Source organism: Psychrobacillus sp. FSL H8-0510, assembly GCF_038008345.1.
In the GTDB taxonomy this organism is placed as follows: Bacteria; Bacillota; Bacilli; order Bacillales_A; family Planococcaceae; genus Psychrobacillus; species Psychrobacillus psychrotolerans.
Genome location: NZ_JBBOYZ010000003.1, coordinates 198250 through 218322 on the forward strand (window position 1 = coordinate 198250; position 20073 = coordinate 218322).

At 33.9% G+C, this 20073-nt stretch carries 16 protein-coding genes; 9 read left to right on the top strand and 7 right to left on the bottom strand.

Annotated features, from left to right (window positions below):
* Nucleotides 1–12: 12 nt before the first annotated feature.
* From MHI40_RS23100 to MHI40_RS23115, 4 genes are read right to left on the bottom strand one after another with little or no spacing between them, the layout of a single operon-like run.
* On the bottom strand, nt 13–1920 hold the full coding sequence (locus MHI40_RS23100) for a TnsD family Tn7-like transposition protein (RefSeq protein WP_340766007.1): 1908 nt from the start codon (nt 1918–1920) through the stop codon (nt 13–15).
* Nucleotide 1921: 1 nt separating this feature from the next.
* Complete coding sequence (locus MHI40_RS23105) at nt 1922–3640, bottom strand: ATP-binding protein (protein WP_169360620.1); 1719 nt, start codon at nt 3638–3640, stop codon at nt 1922–1924.
* Entirely contained in the window at nt 3630–5795 is a 2166-nt protein-coding gene (locus MHI40_RS23110; protein WP_169360601.1) for a Mu transposase C-terminal domain-containing protein, read from the bottom strand. Before MHI40_RS23110 ends, MHI40_RS23105 begins: the two co-directional genes overlap by 11 nt.
* A gap of 25 nt (nt 5796–5820) precedes the next feature.
* Complete coding sequence (locus MHI40_RS23115) at nt 5821–6630, bottom strand: TnsA endonuclease N-terminal domain-containing protein (protein WP_169360602.1); 810 nt, start codon at nt 6628–6630, stop codon at nt 5821–5823.
* 402 nt (nt 6631–7032) lie between these two features.
* On the opposite strand from MHI40_RS23115, the gene MHI40_RS23120 reads away from it, so the two are divergent.
* The 3 genes from MHI40_RS23120 to MHI40_RS23130 all read left to right on the top strand — a co-directional run bounded on the left by MHI40_RS23120 (nt 7033) and on the right by MHI40_RS23130 (nt 11168).
* Complete coding sequence (locus tag MHI40_RS23120) at nt 7033–9102, top strand: ATP-dependent nuclease (protein ID WP_169360603.1); 2070 nt, start codon at nt 7033–7035, stop codon at nt 9100–9102.
* Nucleotides 9081–10775: an ATP-dependent helicase gene (locus MHI40_RS23125; protein WP_169360604.1), complete on the top strand. Its 1695-nt coding sequence runs from the start codon at nt 9081–9083 to the stop codon at nt 10773–10775. Before MHI40_RS23120 ends, MHI40_RS23125 begins: the two co-directional genes overlap by 22 nt.
* Before the next feature lie 150 nt (nt 10776–10925).
* On the top strand, nt 10926–11168 hold the full coding sequence (locus MHI40_RS23130) for a hypothetical protein (protein ID WP_169360605.1): 243 nt from the start codon (nt 10926–10928) through the stop codon (nt 11166–11168).
* 704 nt (nt 11169–11872) lie between these two features.
* Here MHI40_RS23130 and MHI40_RS23135 read toward each other — a convergent pair.
* The 3 genes from MHI40_RS23135 to MHI40_RS23145 all read right to left on the bottom strand — a co-directional run bounded on the left by MHI40_RS23135 (nt 11873) and on the right by MHI40_RS23145 (nt 15336).
* A complete protein-coding gene (locus tag MHI40_RS23135) occupies nt 11873–13105 on the bottom strand; it encodes a hypothetical protein (protein ID WP_340766015.1) in 1233 nt (410 codons plus the stop codon).
* 33 nt (nt 13106–13138) lie between these two features.
* Nucleotides 13139–13441, bottom strand: a complete 303-nt coding sequence (locus MHI40_RS23140; protein ID WP_340766018.1) for a DUF4258 domain-containing protein — start codon at nt 13439–13441, stop codon at nt 13139–13141.
* 185 nt (nt 13442–13626) lie between these two features.
* Nucleotides 13627–15336 (bottom strand): hypothetical protein, encoded by a 1710-nt coding sequence (locus MHI40_RS23145; protein ID WP_340766019.1) that lies wholly within the window; start codon nt 15334–15336, stop codon nt 13627–13629.
* 391 nt (nt 15337–15727) lie between these two features.
* Between MHI40_RS23145 and MHI40_RS23150 the strand changes: the two genes are divergently transcribed.
* From MHI40_RS23150 to MHI40_RS23175, 6 genes are all read left to right on the top strand, one after another.
* Nucleotides 15728–16726, top strand: coding sequence for a Rad52/Rad22 family DNA repair protein (locus MHI40_RS23150; RefSeq protein WP_340766020.1), 999 nt, complete (start codon nt 15728–15730; stop codon nt 16724–16726).
* 122 nt (nt 16727–16848) lie between these two features.
* Nucleotides 16849–17952 (top strand): DNA polymerase III subunit beta, encoded by a 1104-nt coding sequence (gene dnaN, locus MHI40_RS23155; protein ID WP_340766022.1) that lies wholly within the window; start codon nt 16849–16851, stop codon nt 17950–17952.
* A 54-nt stretch (nt 17953–18006) separates the two neighbouring features.
* A complete protein-coding gene (locus MHI40_RS23160; protein ID WP_340766024.1) occupies nt 18007–18330 on the top strand; it encodes a hypothetical protein in 324 nt (107 codons plus the stop codon).
* Nucleotides 18331–18344: 14 nt separating this feature from the next.
* Nucleotides 18345–18884, top strand: coding sequence for a hypothetical protein (locus MHI40_RS23165; protein ID WP_340766027.1), 540 nt, complete (start codon nt 18345–18347; stop codon nt 18882–18884).
* The gene (locus tag MHI40_RS23170; RefSeq protein WP_340766029.1) at nt 18868–19581 is read left to right on the top strand and encodes a hypothetical protein; all 714 of its coding nucleotides are present in this window, start codon (nt 18868–18870) and stop codon (nt 19579–19581) included. The genes MHI40_RS23165 and MHI40_RS23170 overlap by 17 nt, the downstream gene beginning before the upstream one ends.
* A gap of 73 nt (nt 19582–19654) precedes the next feature.
* Nucleotides 19655–20035 carry a JAB domain-containing protein gene (locus MHI40_RS23175; RefSeq protein WP_340766031.1) on the top strand — a complete coding sequence of 127 codons (381 nt, stop codon included), beginning with the start codon at nt 19655–19657 and terminating at the stop codon, nt 20033–20035.
* The last annotated feature ends 38 nt before the right edge of the window (nt 20036–20073 follow it).

Consider the following 20073-nt stretch of genomic DNA (forward strand, 5'->3'; position numbering starts at 1 on the left):
TCTTAATGCTCCTTACGACGAGTTAATTTGATCGATTTGATCCTCTAACCATTGTATAACCGTAAGTGAACTCTTTTTATACATTTTAAATCCATTTTGAATCAATTTTAACGATAAATTTTTATACCTGGATTCTTTAAACCACTTAACTACTTTCGGGAAAATACGAATTAAATATTGATCGTCTGTTTCTAAGCTACGCTCTATTAAATGTATTGTCCTTGGAAGATACTCACTAAATCTATAACAACGGTTCTGCACAAAACTTGGTATTGTTTTAAATATTGAAGTTTTGGTAATCTTCGTTTCAGGTGGATTTTCCCACAATCTATCTACAGCTGCTGAAACTAGTTGATACATTTCATCATCTAAAGATTCTAAATTCAGCATTTTAGGTAATTTTCTTTTTGGTGGCAAATGAAGTTCCATCCAAGTACGATCATGCTTCATTCCCCAATCGTATCGATGAATATTGTATTTTCTAATTTGAGGTCTATTTGCTCGCTTACCTAAAATACTAATAGCTTCGAGAACAGTCTCTTTACATAGTTCTAACTTTGAATTGTTGTCTGTTACCGCTACCTCAAGTTTTCCTTGCAAAATCTCTTTGTGTCCATTATTCTGGTTTATTGTTAACAGATTACTTTCATTTTCCTTCTTATAAAGCTTCAAATACTTTCTAACAGTTGTTCTATTTGAACGAAGGAACTCTGCAGTTTGAGTAATAGTATACCCTTTGTTAATATACTTTGTTGCCTGATTAATAAATAATGCACCCATTGTTTCAATTGAAAATAGAGTTTCATCTTCCAAATGGGGAAAACCTTTTCTATAATAAGTCATTCCACAATAATTACAAGTAAAATAGCCAGTAATCCACTCATGAACTTTTCTTCTACATATATTTATTACCCTTTGATTATACTGGGGACATATTCGATTATTACATACCCATGGACCATTTCCGAATGGTAATGGAAAGAAATAAGTTTCATCCTGTTTTAAGAAGTTCTCTGTATTCCCAGAAAGAAAACGCATTAATAAAATGTAAAATATTGTATGCTTCCTCAAATCATCTGGTGCGAATAAACTAGGCATTACTCTCAAAAGTTCATTAACATTCAATCCTAACTCAATTAAAACTTCTTTCCCATAGTAATCAACCATATCAGAAATAAGGTCCTTCTTAAAAATAGTATCTCCTTTAAAATGAATGTATCCTCTGTTTCCTAGGCGAACCATTAGTTGTTGATAGACATAGTTTAATGTTAAGGTGTTATACGACATAAGTGCTTTAATATCATCTAGGAATTCATATTTATTGGTGTCCATCCATTCTTTAGTATTTTCATTAATCTCATGGCCATTCGGACACTTGGGCTCGGTTAACATTAAATTAGCATTACTGCTTGCAAAGGGTATGTCGCAGTGAGAGCAACTATAAACGAGTTTTGTTTCGTGAATAGGACAAACGGTTAAAAAAGAAAATTGATGTGTTCTGTGCGCATATACTTCTCCGAACCTTTCATAATCATCATTTAGGCAAGTCGGGCAATACCTAATACTATTTGATAAAAACTGGTTTTCCAGTGTTTTAATTTTCATGCTTAAACCGCCACTAGAATTGTAAAATACATTGGTTATAGTATTATGTAAGTCTTTATTAACAAAAGGTCGAAAAAGAGGATAGAATGTGTGATTATCAATAAGATTTATTATAAATTCTTCAGAAACTCCTAGCCCATTAATAACATGAATTAAATTTTCAGGGTACATAACCATAGTAGAATATGCTTTTCCTAATAATTCTTTTCTATTTTTTAGATAAGATCTATGTGGGGAACGTAAATGGTATCTATATAAAATACTCCTAAAATCTTCATCTGGAAAAGTAGTTGGGAAAGATATGATATTGCTCATATCAAGTCTCCTCTTTCCCTAAAACGAATTCCTCATATAAACTAACAAGTCCAGCATCTCGAAGTGCTTCATCAGTGGTTTTATTAGTATTTAAACCTTCAAAGACCACGAACCTTAAATCATCGTGATCGTATTCTTCCAGGTTTTTCTTCCTTCTCTTATTGCTTTTACTTGATTTTCCAGTAACCTCTTCGCTCGTTACAATACTGTTGTTTTCCAATACTAACTTTGCCATTTCAGCATACAACAGCTCATTATCCTGTGAACCATTGTTTTCTCGTTCAACTCTTATTGCATACTTTTTAGCTTCTTCTTCTGTACAACCCATCCTTGTCGCAAAGCTAGTTAATTGTTCAATTAAGATTCTCTTATTTCTTTGCAATAAAATTCTTTTATGCTCTTCCGACATCTGACCGTCTATTTGTATACGGTGACGAATATCCATAAGATAACTATTAAACGAGATCCAGTCAGGTTTTAAATCATCGAACTCATCAGCGTTTACTTCTTCTCCATTTCGAATACGTTCGAATATTGGTTGTACCAGTCTTAAAGTTTTATTAGCAACACTTTCTATCATTTCAACATCTATCTTTTCAGTGTCACTATATAGAATTGCATGGGATTGTACATGCATAAATAGTTTGACCGCAAAATCAGGAATTCCAATCGTATGATAATACATGGCAGATTTAATTTCAGGTGTAATTTCAGTGAAGCTTTTGGTATATTGCAGATCCCATAAACTCTCAATAAACTGTTCCCATTCCCATTCATCTTTCATTCTGTCCGTTATATTTTCTCCATAGCTATTAGATACTCCCCTACGGGTATTGGCTAAGCTCGATTTAAAAATATAAAGAGCTTTAAAAGTTCCTATAATGACAATTGGAATACCTATAGAATTAGTAAGTTCCGTAATGAAATCAATCATTTTTTCATCTCCGCCTGAATGAGCACGGTTTACTCTTTGGATTTCATCAATTACTAAAATGCCCAAATTTATTAAACCTGCAACTTTTGCCATACGCTTTGCTAATACTTCAATTCTGCCATCCTTCTCAGCTAAATCCTCATAGTAAGTAGTGCCCAACAAGTCATCAACAGCTGTATAAAAATTCCGACATAGAGCACCTATTGATTTATTACTAGGACATTCAATTTTTAACCAAACCACTTGTTTACAAGTTAATTGGTTATTTTTGTAGCTAGTATGATGAATTACTTGAGGAATCAAGGATAAAAGCTTGTCGTATGACTTCGATTTTCCCATACCACTTAATCCAATTTCTGCGCACTGTTGAGCAGTTTGGGTTTGTCCAAGGAGGTTTAGCCCCTTCTCATCTGTGCCATGTTCTAATATTTTGTCATATCCAACAGAAAGATACCTATGATATAGAGGAGTCATCGGATTCCTTGATTGATAGCCGATTTTTATCATACTATATAGGTTCCGGTATTTATTGAAATGAGAAGAAAGAGGTAACCAAAAACTAGGCTTAATCTGTTGTACCAATTCAATTCTATCCTCATCATCGAGGCCATCTATATTACCATTGAACCTTGGAACTGAATAAAGTAGATCATAGAGTTCTTCTCGTGATAAACGATTAGGAAGTGCCTCGATAAAAGGATTCCCTATACTTTCAGGGACAATTTGTTCCTTATATTCTGCTCTTACTTGATAGCCCTTTAAATAGATAAAACGATCATTTTTCATTTCCACGATTTTCTCGTCTCTCCTTGTTTTTAGACATTAAGAAAAGCTGCATTTCTGTCATTTTTGTAATTTCGGATTGACGATTTGTATTTTCACTATTACTTGAGACTTCATTACTTACCTGTTTAATATCTTCCTCTCTCTTAACTGTAGTCCATGCATCCTCACTAGAAGTCATCCTCTTGTCTAAATTACGTGCAAGTCGCTTATTCTTAAACTTTCCAGATTTCGGCATACCTCTTTGTGCCTCTTTTGTTTTCTCTTTCTCAGATAAAGATAAACTTTCTGCAACAGCATCTAGGGGACCCTCTATATTTACCCGTTGTTTTTTTAGCTGTTTAAGCTGTTTGTTCTTATAACTCAACAACACCTTAACATCATTGAAGTGTAAATCCCTATAGTCATTGAATTTTGGTGTTAGGAAGCACGGTTCAAATGTTCCATCCTTTAAGCTAATAAAAATACTACTACAATTTCTAGGATCATAATTCACAACTACCTTTTTTTGTCCATAAATACTCTCTTGTTCAAACCACTTTTCCTCAAAACCTCTATCCGAAGAAAAGGACATTTTCTTAAAGGTAATACCGCTTCTTGTTACTATGCCTTCTCCTTTCGGTAGTAGTTTTAATCTAATTAAATCTCGTGGCATTTCGTGGAGGAGATTCTTTTTTAATCCCCAGTTCCATATTCCCAATGGAGTCAATTCAACTTTTTCCTCGAACATTTCCCTCGTCATTAGATATTCATCCGGTAAAGCAGATTTGTTAAACTCAAGGACAAATAAAATAGTCAATTTCGAAAAAGCCTCGATTGTATGGACCGCGTAGTTCTCTGGGTTCTTGTCCCCTCTTTCTCGATGCTCCTTTCGAACAGCACTAACGGGTATGGATTCTCGTATTCTTGCATTATATCTACGAAATTGTTGTTCAATATATGGCTTAAAATCTCCACGATAGGAAGGTGTGTTTCCGACTCTCACATTAATATCCACTAAATTATTTGAGTTTCTACTTTTATGTTCTCCACGGTCTCCAACAATAAATTTAGGCAAATGGAGGCAAGGCCAATCTTCTTCCGTTATTTCTATTCCAAACCTTTTACAATACTCTACTTTATTAGTAGAAGCATTTTCTAAAGCTACCATTTCTTCTTCCCAAGATGGAGTAATGCAAATGTGTACACCGACAATCATTCTGGACATAACATCTTTGACAAAATATACATGTGCCCTACCTATTACCGTTTCTCTATCTAACGACACAAGAATTACATCTGCTGGAGTCGAATCAATCTCATAATAAGCACCTGGACCTTGAACATTTTCCTCTGGTGTACCCTTAAAAGCTCTTGCATTCATCTCTGCTTTTCGCTCACCATACCTTGCACTGTATTTCTGCTTTGAGTTAAAGTTGTTCTGATACCAATAGCGAAACATTCTTAATGTTGGACATTTCTCGGGTTCTACTATTGGGACCATTTCGTTAAACTCTCGATAAAATCCCGTTTTATACCTATGTTGTAAAAGTTTTTTATGGGTTTCTGTAATAGTTAATCCTTGTTCAATATGAAATTTTTTTATGGCCCATAGAAAATTTTCCTTGTCTTCATCACGGATAATATACTCATTTCCATCTTCAGCTTTTGGACCAGCTTTCTTATCAGAGTATTGTCTTTTATTTACCCCACAATCAAAGTAATTATTTAATAGACCATTAATTGATTTTCCATAAAACCAGTATTTTTTTATCCATTCATGAATAGTTTTTCTTTGTTTTCCTGTAATTTTCATTACCTCTCTAACCATTAAACCTCTAGATTCTGGATAGTATATCTCTGGTTCTTTCATAACTATTGACTTTATTATCTCCCACTTAATATCTCTGTTATCAATATGCCTCTTCGAATATTCCTGATTGGCTTTAATCAACCTTATATCAGGCTCTAAATTATATGTGCTTGCAACTCCATCTTCAATTAGTTGAATTAAATCTTGATACGAGCGAAAATAGGGAAATTGCATTTTTTTCCTATTCATTATATTCATAAGAACTACTTTACTACGATCCTCAGAAATCCATAATATTCTTTCCAACACTAATTCTTGGTCGGAAATATTTTCAAATTGTATTATGGTATTTTCAAATAATTGCATACAAATTCACCTCATTTTTTTAATACTACTGTCTATCAACAATCAAACTTAGAGGTCTATTTTCCCTTATAAGCAGATTCATATCTGTTTTCCATAACTTATTTACCAACATGTGCTGAACAATATATAAAGATGTACCAGCCTCCAACCCAAGTTTCATATCGCATTTCAAACAATTTTTACTTATAGAATCTTTTGGGCTACAAGAGAAAAGGGTTTTAAGTAAAGGATCAGCAACTAAATCTATAACTTCTGAGTCAACACCTGGCCGTGTACCTAAAAATTTTGCATCATACATCCAGTCTATGTTTTTAATCATATTTATTGGTTTTGGTTTATCAAAAACCATTTTCCAACTTATACCCATCTCTAGGAAATATCGTCTCTCTATTTCAAATAATTCTAATGTTCTCTTTGTAAGCTTAGTCACTGGTTTTATAGTTCTAGCTACATCAGTTATTTCCCCGTCTTCGTTTACTACACTTAACATAAAATCCGTTGACATAATTACCTTCTCACCTTTGTAATGTGGATGGCGAATATTTAATTTATCCGCAATTTCAATAGTCATTTCTATTGGGGTCAACGGATACTGTTCTCTAATATCTACAACACAGTCTGCCCATTCTTGAACAAGAAGAAATTGGTATTCATGTTTGGATAGAGTATGATGTATTCTCCTTGTTTTCCATCCATGCGTCCTTGTCAACCATCCCTCAGAAGCTACCTTATTGTCATTGGCTTGTATAAAAGGTACATAGTCTTTCCCTCTCCCCTGGCCCCTGCCATCACTCAAACGATTTAAATGTGACTTACTAATACTGCTATTACTCATTTAACAACCCCCAATATAATAAAAGGCACATAACGGTATTCCATTATGCACCTCAATAATAGTTTTAATAATTTTCACTCTGAATTTTACTTATCAGAAAAATCTAAATGTTTATTTTATATGTAGTATAATAACCTTAATAGACTATTTTAAAACACTATTTTAAAAATAGTAGGAACTTTAAATTAAAAGATATAGTTTAAGGCAAAATAACGGATTCCTATTTAAAGCATTTGATAAATCCTTTGTTTGCTCCAAGAGTGGGAAACCTTTAATAATCCTTTTGCAAAGTTCTATGTTGAAAGGATAAAAATATTAATACAAATCCTTATTTTATTATGTTTATCTTCTTTATAAATTTTTAATGTAGCTTATAAGTCTAAAGAAAAGGATGAATTGAAAATGTATATCGCTGAATTAAGTATCGAGAATTTTAGAACATTTAATTCTAGAACAACAATTGAATTTCACGAAGGTACTAATGTGATAATAGGTCAAAATAATGCTGGAAAGACAACAATTATTAAAGCATTGCAATTGTTATTTGATAATCAACAGAACAAACGTTTATCTGTTGATGATTTTAATAGAACTATTACAACTACAGAATTAAAAAAGGCTCCTCCAAAAATAATAATTTCAGCAAAATTAGTTGAGTCGCTAGAGGAACCTGAATACTCTGATGACCTTGTAACTGTATCAACCTGGCTTACTAAAATTGAGAGTCCATATGAAGCTTGCATTACTTACGAGTTCTACCTACCAGATAAGGAAGTGGATTCTTACGTAAAAACGATGTCTGACATAGATGTAAATCAAACTGAAGAATACTGGAATGTCATTCGTAACATTTTTTTGAGAAAATACACACAAAAGATTTATGTAGGAAATCCAGAACAAAAAAACCTAATTGATCCAGAAAACATAAATAAATTTGACTTTCAATTCTTAACTGCCATTAGGGATGTTGAACGTGATCTTTTCACTGGAAGAAATACCTTATTAAAAGAAGTAATCGACTTTTTTATGGACTACGAGATTAAGATTGATGAAAAACTTAACAAAGATGAAAAAATAAAACAAATAAAAGCTAAGAAGAAAGCTTTTTCAACTGATGCACAACTTTTGATTACTTCATTGCAAGCTCGGATGAGTGAAGGAAACATTCACATGCTTAAATACGTTGAAGATACTGGAGCTGGATTTGGAGGTATGAAGCCATCTTTTGATGGGACGATATTAGATACAGAACTATATTCTGCTCTTAAACTAATTATAGAAAGTGAAACGGGTATTAAACTTCCTGCTATACATAATGGTCTTGGCTATAATAACTTGATTTACATTTCTCTTCTGCTGGCAAAAATGCAGAAAGATGCGTCAGGGGATTACTTAGGCTCAAATGCAAAGGTCTATTCAATTTTAGCTATTGAAGAGCCTGAAGCCCATTTACATCCTAATATGCAATATAAGTTTTTGAAGTTCTTAAAAGAAAACCAAAGTTCTCAAGTAAATCAAATTTTTATAACCTCTCATTCACCAAATATAACTGCAGCTGTTGAATTGGATGATATCATTGTATTGCAAAAAGAGCAGGAAAATGTTCATGTCGCTTATCCAGGGAGAGTATTTACTGCAAGTACAGAAGACCAAAAATCGAAAAATTACGTAAAACGTTTTATTGATGTGACAAAAGCAGATATGTTCTTTGCAAACAGTTTAATTTTGGTGGAGGGCTTAGCAGAGTTGTTGTTAGTTCCAGAGTTTGCAAAAAAGTTGGATTTTGATCTAGTGGATACTCATACTTCAATCATTAATATTGGTGGTCGGTACTTTGATCACTTTTTAAAATTGTTTGATCAAGAAAAGAGCGAGTATGCTATTAAGAAAAAGGTTGCATGTATTACAGACCTAGATCCCGTCCGAAAAGAAAGAAAAAAGGGTGCTTCTTGGGTTGCTTGTTCACCATTGTTTATTGACGTTGCTCCAAATAACTATGAATATAAATCATATTCGAATACTTTGATTGATAAAAGAAAAAATAATAAACAAGATTTAATTAAAGTATTTAGCCAAAAAGAAAAGGAAAGTTCTACATTTGAATATGACCTATTATTGAAAAATATTACTACTGAAAGCCTACTAACAGAATCAGTCTCTAATATAGAAGAAATAAAACGATTAATGAGCGCTTTAAAGGATGGGAAGTCGATTCAAGATATTACAGATATATTAAGCGAAAATAATTATGGAAAGGAAGTTAGAGAATATGTTAGTGGTGAAATATTTAATGAACCTAAAAAAGCGGAAAAAATAAAAGCTAAAATAATAGCCGGACGATATTTAAATTCTATAAAAAAGGGCCAAGTAGCACAGGAATTAGCTTATGTTGTTGCTACAAGTAATAAAGAAAAAATTAGTCCCCCAGACTACATTAAAGAGGCGATAACATGGATTTGTCAAAAGCAGTAAAGCTAAACGATAGTAATGGAAATATACCAATTGACAATCACTTCAAGCTTTATGCAGGTCCAGGTGCAGGAAAAACCACGTTTCTAACTCGTCATATTCACTGGATTTTAAATCAATCAAAAAAGCTATCGAAAGTTAAAAAAGTTGCTTGTATTACTTACACTAATATCGGTGTAGAAACCTTAAAAAGTCGTCTGAAAGATACAGCTGAAGATGTTGAGGTAAGCACTATACATAGCTTTCTTTACAAACATGTTTTAAAACCGTATTTGTGGATGTTAGATGATTGTCCTTTTCCTGTTGAACATTTAGACGGGCACGAAGAAGTTAAATTAGGAAGGTCTTTACTTCAAGAATACAAAACTAGAAGTAAACAACATTTTGATGAGAGTCTCAATAAGGATCTAGCTCATTCTTTGGGAAATTTAATGTGGATGTTAAATGGAACTACAATAGAACTGAATTTTCTCAAAGTATACCAATCCAAGGTTGGACGCTATAATATCAAGAAAAATTCATACTTAGTTTATAAAGAATTATGCTGGGAAAATGGACTTTTGAGTCATGATGATGTTCTATACTTTTCATATTTGCTTCTACTTCAAAAAAATGAAATAAGAGAAGTTATTAGAGCAAAATTCCCTTATATTCTACTAGATGAGTTTCAAGACACAAGTCCTCTACAAGCTGAAATCATTAAATTAATTGCGGAGAAAGAAACGGTAATCGGGGTTATTGGAGATCCTTGTCAGGCCATATTCTCATTTCAAGGTACTGATGATAATTTGTTTGATCAATTTAAACTTGATGGTATGTCCCTTCATTATTTAGAAAACAATCATCGCTCTACTGAACAAATCATCAAAATACTAAATCATATACGATCCCAGAGAGACTTTAATCAATGTAGTCCAGACAAAAAGGTTGGCGAGATTCCAGTATTACTAATTGGAAGTTCATTTACAGCACATAAGTATGTTTCTCAAACTCTTGGGATTAACAGTTTCTATACATTGGCTTACCGAAATAATGAAACTAATGCTATTAAATATGATTTCAAGGGTAATAACACGGAGGGAATCGATTTGATTTTTGGAGATAGTTCTAGAGGATGGATGATTTATTATATTATCCATGCAATTGAATACGGGAAGCAATTAAAGTTACAAGATGCCATCAAATTTATGAAAAAAGCTTACAGAAAGATTGATGGATTTTCAGATAAGAAAGCATTTAGCAATCTGAAAAGACTCTTAGAAGCATATAATAATTTTTGCGATGGAAATATTAAAGATTTTTATAACAATTACATTTTTGGTCATTATGGAGTTAAAGGAAAAATTTCGAGTGGAAAGGTGAAAGGCTACTATGAACAATTACTTTATAAGAGAGCAGCAATAGAAGTCAAAATTTCTGATGATATAAGTGTGTTTAAGACTATCCACAAGTCAAAGGGCGATGAATTTGACAATGTTCTTGTTGTGATTCCAGAGACCAATAGTGAAAAGAGCCTTGAATTTTTGCTTACACCTGATATGAGTAAAGAAGATCACCGCGTTTACTATGTCGCATTAAGTAGAGCAAAAAAGAACCTATTTATTAATGTTCCTGTTATTTCTAGTGAAGTACTTCAGGAGTTAGCACATCTAAATATAGACCCCATTTACTTATAAGCAAAAAAAGGACTCAATTTGGTCCTTTTTTTTGTGGATGTGGCCTCGACGCTATTAATAATTAACATAAACAAATAAAAATATTTCGGTTAAAGAATAAGGAGTCTATTAATGGACAATAAATATTGTAAATAGGAGGGAAAATTATCTATGTTAAAAAAAGATGATGATAAAGTAATCTATTGCTACAGTTGTCGTAAAAAGAGCATATTTACTCGGAGAGATGTAAGTAATAATAACGGTGTAGAAAGTCATTGTAGCGAGTGTGAATATGTGTGGTTTGAATGGCAAAACCGAGCAGTAGAGCGAGAAAAAGAAAAATGGCTGGAATACAATGGAGGATTAAGAAGTAAGTTTAAACTCCCCAATCAAACTTCATACAATAACTCCTGATATTTATTTTTTTCTCTTTAAGTACGATTATATCATTAACTTTTAAATCCTTTACATGCAATATTGATTAGGTATACTACCCAATTTTTAATCTGGTTCTACTATATTTGAGATATTTTATTAAAAGAAAAAGGAACTAGATTTTTTTGAGTCCTTTGTGAAAGAGAATTGTAGCGGGTTTTCACCAGGTCCCCCAAAAACACAAGTACCTCTAACAGAAGTTTAAGGTCTTATGAATTCGTTCTACTCGTAATTACATCCTTCATGCAACATCATCCAAAATCACGCTTGAAGTGTTCGGTTTGTTTGAAATTGGCGATGAATATCACACCATGAAAGAATAACACTTTTCTGTTGTAACTTTAAAATAAAGTTTGATTAAAGATATCCTTTTAACCCTAAAAAAAGCAAATAAACAAAGTAACCCGTCTTGATTTAAAATATCAAACTTTATTTAATACTAACACTGAAATGGAAAATAAAGACAGCCTGTGGTTTTGTAGCATCCACAGGCTGTCTTTAACAATAATTTTGTTATATAGATTTCTAACCATTTTCATGCTTTAATATATTATTTTGAAATAGTAGTATCTATCTGCTTGAGTTACCAACTATGTTGTAAAGTTACTAACTATGTTGTAAGGTTACCAACTATGTTGTAAAGTTACCAACTATGATGTAACTGGACAGACAAAATATAACTTCTAACACCTTTTCAAATGGGGAAATTTACCGATTGTGAAGATATCGTCAATTCCTTTGCCGTCAGCTTCATTCCATATTGCTATATTCACCAAATATCCTAATCTTTTTAATTCCTCCATCATTTGTAGCGAATGGTACCTTACATCTGGATTAGACATAACATCCATATCAATTGCCACATTCACCCGTTCGACACCCATTTCTTCTAAAGCAGGAAGAATAGTGCGCCATGTATTAATTCCAGGTGTTCCAATCACGGTAGAACCTACATCCATTAATTCTTCTGCATCATACACATTTTTTATATGTTCTGCTGCAATATCCGCTTTTAAGCCACCTTCTGTAATCCACACTGCTTTTGTGCTGTGTAAATTACCTGATTGCCAATACTTCAATTGTTCAGTCGGAACAGCTACATGATATGGCAACGGATCTCCTGCTCCTGTACCGTTCGGCTTGTTTGCAGAACTAAACCAAAAATATTTTTGACCATCGACTAAGGATACATGACCATATTTTCCGTCTTGATAAACACCATAAGCATTATCATTCTTTTCTAGTCGAACTTCTTCAATGATTTCGCCATCTATAATGATTTGTACCAGATTTGATTGTTCAATAACCCGTGCTTGCAAGTTATCGAAAGAACCTGGAATAACTTTCACTTCATTAGGTACTACATCTGCTCGTAGTTGAAAACCAATAATTTGATTTCGCTCATTACGATAAGGAATAAAGAACCCATTTCCTCTAGTAAAACTCCACCCGAATTCATTCTGATAAAAACCAGGAACACCTTTTAGTTCTTCCGGTTGCATATGCTTAGCCATTTGCTTTACCGTTATCCATGGTTTTTCCGAAGTTGTTTTATACCCTCTGATTTCTATTTGTTCACGACTCATTTTTCGTTTTTCATTCATCAAGTGCATACAATCGGCTTCTTCCAACGTAAGTTGAGCAAGCAAACTTCCATACGCTTTATTCAAGCTTGCTGCTCCCACTTTCTTATTTCCTTGAACAAAATTAGCTTTTGTAACCTTTTTTGGTTCCACAAGATTATGAATCCAACTTGGAAATTTTACAGAGAATTGTACTTTACTTTGATTCCGAATACATACGACCTTTTCTCCGTTTTCATGGATCATACACCCTCCAGTTTTATTGCAGATAGGACATACTTCTCTTGTATATTCATACCAACCAGGTATCTTACTTCTCCTAAGATTACTCATGTATTCTGAACACCCTTTCTCTAAGTCTCTAGATTAAATCACTTGCTTAAATCTCTTTTTGTTAATTGGAGGCATAGCCGTTACTAATGCATACTTTGTTTGTTTGGAAAAATCATTTCCAATGACAACTACCATTGGTAAACCATCAGTATCTACTCCTTCAATAATGGCACATAAACGATTTTTGTAAATTTGTGTATGTGTCTTTTCGCCACTCATAATACACGCAATTAAATCTCTTTTGGTGTATCCCCTTTTTTCCATTCGTGATAGCACATGGCTAGTTAAACGGATTTCCCCTTGCATAAGTGCTTTTTTGATTTCTCTGATTTCCATTTCATCCTCTCCTTTCTACATAATAAAAAAGAGCGGCAATGGCCAAAGTAGTCCTGTACAAAAACTGTACAAATCACTCTAAGTCCAAAGACCGCTCTAATAGTCGTCACCGCAGAACCTATCCGAAGATGGTTTGCAAAAAAAGTTAAATAAATAAGAACTACTGTAAATATAGCACCCTTTTATTAACCCTTCAACGTTTTTAAAAAATTAAACGACCAATTTCTTTTTGCTTTAGCAGTCAACCTAGAGCTTTTCTGAAATTCCTTCCCAAATAGATGTTTACCAATCTCCATATATTTCGGTTCTAATTTAGCACGAACCTCTTGTTTCAAGTACAGTGGTTTATTCTCGTAGTAATTCATCATCGTTTCCTCATGAAGTGGAGGTAATTGAACGAGCAACGGTAATTGTAATTCTTTACATAAGCGAGAAACTTGTGAAAACGGATAAGCTTTGTTGAATACAACATAAATAGGAATATCCACGCGTTCTGTTATTGCTTGTATATATTCTTTCCAAGCTAAGATTTCTTGTGTTGAATCATCTAATACAATCCATAATTCATTTAGATACTGAAGGGAATCTTCTGTATAGGAAGTCATTTTTCCAGTCGGTAGATCTACCAATGTCATTTCAATTTTGTTAGTTGTAGTCATGTAAGCAGCTAATGCGTTAGCATCCCAATGTCGAAGTGTATCTTCTTTGTCTAAAGGTAGAAACATAATATTTTGATATGTCCATTTCCATTCTTCATCTGAATCTACAAGGAGTGCCTGAGCATAACTAATCCAATCACTCGGAACAGATGTATATCTCTCCAGCCAACTTTTCAAGGCATGTTGTTCTGTTAATCCTTCTAAAACCGCTGTTTGTACTTTATTTTCAGCCAAAAACAAGGCAAAGTTTATGATAAATGAAGTGACACCCATACGGTGAAGTGGTGACCATACCCCCACGGTATGATGTCCTTCCCACCTTTGACTAGCCATTTTCTTTTGTATATCTCTTGCTCGACCTTGATATGGTATTTCTTCAGGAAGTATTGGTTCAGTTACTTTCGTATCTATATCCCCTTTCCCCTCTTTTGAGAAAGAAGGAACTTCTTTACCAACACTATTGGTATTTACTTGTCGTGTTACAAGTGTTGGATGAGGAGCAGGCTTGAATGGTTTTTGTTGTACTGCTTCTGTGATAAGTTTGAGATTATCGGACATCTCATTATCGTCCATTTCCTCTTCTGCAGTTGGAAAATTCATCTCCATGTTTTGTTCATTTGTTATTATTTTTATTGGAGTGGAAGTAAGTTCATTTGTCAGTTGTTGTTCTTGTTCTTCTTCTGTATGAGTAGCTAGTTCCTCTGTAGGTTGTTCTTGTACCATCTTTTCAGCTTTTTCTTCTTTAGCGGGTGAAGGACTTGGTAATTCTTCCTTTTGGGTACTACCCGTATTACTTGTCGTAGTAGGAGCAGCAGAAAGATTTTCTGTCCCTAAAACTTTCATTTTAAATTTCTTTGATATTAAAACAGTTATATATTTTATGAATCCTTCATAATCGTTACATTTCTTTACGAGATTACTTTTTTCACTTGTTTTCATTTCAGGTTTTTGGTGATATTTTTCTTTGGTATGTTCACCAAACAAGATAATAACTGCATCCTCTAGCTTTACATCGAGTGCATGAAAATCATCTTCGGATAATTCCATATCAGTTATAAGCAAAGAGGGGTTGATAGAGTTTTCCACTTTTGCCCACGTACGATAATCCTTTGGATTCTCGATCAATTCATACTCAATATTTAAGTTAGTACATATGTTGGTAATTTCTTTTATTTGTGCTGTGTTTAACTGATCAGAAAGATAAAGAAATGCATATCTCTTTCGATGTGTAGACATTCAATCACTCCTTTTTTCCAATAAAAAAACTCATACCTCCCCCTTGTTATAGGTTGGTATGAGCAGTATTTGCTTTGATTGTCTATGAAATTAGTCTTTTAATTACTATATCATAACTCCCAATTAACTTGATAGAGGAAATTTTAAATTCAATTTACAACCCAGGAAAAGTTTGCTAAACTAAGTGTATAACTATTCTTTTATTTTCTTAATGCAAATCCCTCACTTTTCGAGTGATTCTGCGGTGACGAACAATTAATAAGCCTTTGGGCCGATTGAGAACTATAGCATATTTTTATTTTTATGCTATTAAACTACCAATCTGCTTAAAGGCTTTTTTGCGTTCTCTTTTAAAGGAACAGTTAAAAAACTTTGAGAAAGGGTGTTTACGATGGCAAACGCTATCAATAATTTACATGATGTATTGGAGGTACTAAAAAGCCCGCTTAATATTACTGATATTGAGTGGAGAGTACAAAGTGCTACAGAGAAAAACGGAGTCACTAAGGTGTTAGTATTGCCTTATATAACTTCACGAGCAGTAATGAATCGTTTAGATGAAGCAGTTGGTCCTTATTGGCAAGATGCTTATCAAACTATCGGTACTGCCAAAAGCACAGGATTCCGTTGTATTTTGTCTCTGAAAGTTGGAGACGAATGGATATCTCGAGAAGATGCATCAGATATACCTGACATTGAAGAAATCAAGGGTGGTTATTCTAATGCTTTAAAGCGAGCAGGAGCTAAGTGGGGAATTGGACGTTATCTGTATGATTTACAACAGTATTGGGTTCCCTTAAATACTAATGGAGAACATTATGTAGGAGGAAAGTTCACAATAAATAAACAAGAGAAATACATTACTGGTTATTTCAACACGCCTAAGTTACCAAAATGGGCATTACCGAAATTACCTAATTCTCAGAACTCTAACCCACCTGCAAACCAATCAAGTCAAACACAACAATCTAACAAGCAAGGTAGTAATCAATCACCTATGCCTGAAAGCAAAGAAGAGAGACAAAAGAATGCGTTAGCTCATGTAACCGGTGCCCTTCAATACTTAGAGATACCACTTAATTTGGTTCCTCATTTATTAGAAACGGCAAGTGGTTGTAAAGCGTCATTAGAACAAGCATCTGCGGATGATTTAGGAAAACTTTATTCAGCTTTAAATCCTGTTTGTGTCTATGTAAAATCATGTTTACAAATGGGATTGGATAAAGAAGGAATCCTTTATTATGCACAGATCATCTTAGCGAAGCCTTTCCAAGAAATCTATGAGTTACCTTTTAATATGATGAAGGAACAAGTAGAGAAAACACTTGAATTAGTAAGAGCAGACCGTCAGCCAAACAATCAATCACAGGCACAAGGTCAAGCAAGCTAATTCTCTGAGAGACCAAACACGAACTTGAAACGGAAATCACCGTTTCTTTTCGTGTTTTTTTATTACTTTATACCCTGTAAGCCCTCACCTATTTGGGAGGCATGAGCGAGAGGAATTTAATCATGAAATTTACATTACCTAAAGCCATCATCACAGAAGTTATCGGGAAAATTGGTCGTCTTATGACAGCTAAATCGAGTATTCCCATCTTGGCAGGGGTGTTAGTAGAGGTACAAAGCAAAGGGGTTCTTTTTACAGTAAGTGACGGAACAGAAAGTATGATTCATCACGTACCTGTAGGAGATGGAAGCGGAATAATCGTAGAAGATGAAGGGAAAAGTGTTTTTTCAAAAGAAACGTTTGAACTTTGTAAGAAATTAAAAGGAGATATTACGTTTTCTGTAACGGAAACATCAGTAACTGTTACGCAAAACAAAACTTCTTTAGAATTTGCTACTATGGCCGCTGACGAATACCCAAAAATTGAAATTACAAATACATCGAAAGCCATTCGTTTTGAAGGTGAAGATTTTGAAAAAATCGTGAAGAAAACTCGTTACGCAGCATCTACTTCTGATGATCGTCCGATTCTTCAAGGTGTTCACATGAACCTAGGTGAAACAAATTCGTTTATTTGTACTGATAGCCATCGTCTAGCTAAAGTCCTGAATGGTTCATCAACGGAGGAAATACAAATCACTGTACCTGCTAATGTGTTAGAACATGCAGTTAAATCATTTGATTTATCAAATCCTGTTCTTATCTTTCCTAGCAGTAACCAAGTATCTTTTGCTAACGGTACAACGATACTCCTTTCACGTTTGCTCGAGGGTAATTATCCAGACACTAATCGTCTAATACCTACCGAGTACGAAAGTGATTTAGTTCTAAATCGTTTAGAACTTATAGAAGCGTTGGAAATGTTAGCACTACTAGGAATTAATGGTGTAGTGAAATTAACGGTATCTGGTTTATTTGTTGAGTTATCTGCTATTGGCACAGGTTCAAAAGGAAAACGAGAATTAGTGTTTGAATCATGGAATGGAGAAGAAGGATTTTCAATCAGTCTTTCTGCTACTTACCTTGTAGACGCTCTTAAAACGTTCTCTACCAACTCTGTCAAAATCGGTTTTACTGGTAGTATGCGACCATTGGTAGTTACTTCCGGAACTGAACAAGAAACAGTAGATGAATTACAACTAATTTTGCCAGTACGTTCACAATGAATATGTGTAAAAGAAGTATGAATGATTTCTTCTCTTACTAATGGAGGAACTAAAATGTTCAATTTTGAATTGTTTACAGAAAAAATAGAGAAACGAAAAACTGAAGTAGTTCCCGACCATCAATCTGAATCCTATTTGTATCAAGCACTAATCAATAAGTATGGTGCCGAAGATATTAATTGTGAAATGTTTACTCAGCATGACGTGCAATCACTACTTAATACACTTGAAGAATCTGTCACGATGGAAGATGAGGATGGTATCGTGTATTTACATCCTTTTAGTTCTTTCGGACAAATGTATTCATTGGGATACAAATTAAATGAACTGGAAGAGGCACCAAGACATCGATTGCCGACTTCTTTCCGTTTTTTATAGGAGGTATACAGATTATGTTTTCCACTGAGGAATTTTATGCTATGAGAACTTATTTAAATAATCTTCTCTTAATTAAAGTAGCTTTTGAACAAGGTATTAATGTAAAAGAGATTTTAAAAAGTACCTATATATATCCCGATCCTTATCAAATGGATGATACTAACCTCGAAATTTTTTATAAATTGACTTTAGAAACATTCGAGGCAGTTCAATTTTTTGCACCAGGAGAAGAGGAAGAGGATATTGCTTACTGGACTAATTTAGTTGGAGAAACAAAAAGAGATATAAATTCTTGTTACTTGTGGGTAATTCTTGATCCTCTTCTAAGAAATTGTTTAGAGGAAGAAATATTAGGAAATGACGAATTTCTTTACGGTGCCTATACAATCATCCATCCCATTGATGATGGAATTATTCTTATCGCAGATGAGGATTATGGTGTTTGTGATTGGACTTCTGTATACCAACATTTAGCGAGTATTAAAGAGCAGAAGAGATTAGAGAAAATTATAGAAAACGATATGGAGTGTGAACAATATGAAGTGGCAATTTGAGCTTTCCGATTGTCCTATTAACCCCGCTTATCCAATTAAAGCCACACAGCTTTATGACAACGGGGTACAAAAAGGACCATTTCATCTAACTATGGAAGACTTTATTAATTCTCTGAAAGTTGAACCAGATGGACTTCATAATGCTGAAAAGTTGGTAGAAGAAGAGACAAACGTCTCCCCTACTTTCCCTGTAGGAACTATTCGATATAGTTCGGATCCCTGGCACACAAGACAGAGAATCACGATGGAGATTCCGCAAAAACAGTGGGATATAAAATATGGTGACGATGATGAATTTTTTTCTATCGGTTTTCCACGGATGGTCATTCAGTACTTAATTTCTAGTCAAAATGACCAGAAAAAGATGATTGAGACACGTTTATTCGCCGTGTTAAATGATAAAAAGCCAATCGATGACGAAACTCTCCTTTTCCACTTTCCTTATCCTAATGTGGGTAAATCAAATGGAATTGTATGCTGGGGGCGAAATCAACGATTAGAAATTACTCGTCTAACCGAACTAGAGAGAGCTTTTCAATGGTTTATAGCTAGCCCTTTCAACGAAGATCATGGGGTACGTACAACACACGGAATCGCAAATTTCCGGAAGTTAATTGACCGTATTCAAGATAAACCCTTTGATGATGAGTGGCTTATACCAATAAGAAATCAAAGCTTTCGTGATCTATATGTTTAACCAGTGACATTTAACAATGAATATCAATCTGTTAGCCCTCACCTTTTGGGAGGCATGAGAGGAGAAGAATACTATGGGACAACTTAATCTTTTTGCTGATGTAGTAGCTGAAACTTCGGCAGTTCTTCATACAAAACAAATATTGAACTTGGTGTCTTTGAAAATGGTGAAAGAATCTAGCGTTCTTTATGATACACAGTCTATTGGTTCACCTAAAGATGCTTATGCTGTTGTTCGGAAGATTTTAGAAGATGCTGACCGTGAAATGTTTCTGGTTATGGCACTTGATGTTAAAAATCGACCAATCAACATTCAAATTTGTCATATCGGAAGTCTGAATGCTTCTATAGTACATCCGAGAGAAGTATTTAAAATGGCTATCCTAAGTAATGCTGCATCGATTATGGTTTTTCATAATCATCCTAGCGGTTTGACAATAAACATAGTATCCTAAACTAGAGTACTCTAAGTACTTAAAGTTTAGGATTTTTT

Coding starts and splice junctions, on each gene's coding strand:
- MHI40_RS23100 (WP_340766007.1), bottom strand. CDS start 1,920: ATGAGCAATATCATATCTTTCCCAACTACTTTTCCAGATGAAGATTTT.
- MHI40_RS23105 (WP_169360620.1), bottom strand. CDS start 3,640: ATGAAAAATGATCGTTTTATCTATTTAAAGGGCTATCAAGTAAGAGCA.
- MHI40_RS23110 (WP_169360601.1), bottom strand. CDS start 5,795: ATGCAATTATTTGAAAATACCATAATACAATTTGAAAATATTTCCGAC.
- MHI40_RS23115 (WP_169360602.1), bottom strand. CDS start 6,630: ATGAGTAATAGCAGTATTAGTAAGTCACATTTAAATCGTTTGAGTGAT.
- MHI40_RS23120 (WP_169360603.1), top strand. CDS start 7,033: ATGTATATCGCTGAATTAAGTATCGAGAATTTTAGAACATTTAATTCT.
- MHI40_RS23125 (WP_169360604.1), top strand. CDS start 9,081: ATGGATTTGTCAAAAGCAGTAAAGCTAAACGATAGTAATGGAAATATA.
- MHI40_RS23130 (WP_169360605.1), top strand. CDS start 10,926: ATGTTAAAAAAAGATGATGATAAAGTAATCTATTGCTACAGTTGTCGT.
- MHI40_RS23135 (WP_340766015.1), bottom strand. CDS start 13,105: ATGAGTAATCTTAGGAGAAGTAAGATACCTGGTTGGTATGAATATACA.
- MHI40_RS23140 (WP_340766018.1), bottom strand. CDS start 13,441: ATGGAAATCAGAGAAATCAAAAAAGCACTTATGCAAGGGGAAATCCGT.
- MHI40_RS23145 (WP_340766019.1), bottom strand. CDS start 15,336: ATGTCTACACATCGAAAGAGATATGCATTTCTTTATCTTTCTGATCAG.
- MHI40_RS23150 (WP_340766020.1), top strand. CDS start 15,728: ATGGCAAACGCTATCAATAATTTACATGATGTATTGGAGGTACTAAAA.
- dnaN (WP_340766022.1), top strand. CDS start 16,849: ATGAAATTTACATTACCTAAAGCCATCATCACAGAAGTTATCGGGAAA.
- MHI40_RS23160 (WP_340766024.1), top strand. CDS start 18,007: ATGTTCAATTTTGAATTGTTTACAGAAAAAATAGAGAAACGAAAAACT.
- MHI40_RS23165 (WP_340766027.1), top strand. CDS start 18,345: ATGTTTTCCACTGAGGAATTTTATGCTATGAGAACTTATTTAAATAAT.
- MHI40_RS23170 (WP_340766029.1), top strand. CDS start 18,868: ATGAAGTGGCAATTTGAGCTTTCCGATTGTCCTATTAACCCCGCTTAT.
- MHI40_RS23175 (WP_340766031.1), top strand. CDS start 19,655: ATGGGACAACTTAATCTTTTTGCTGATGTAGTAGCTGAAACTTCGGCA.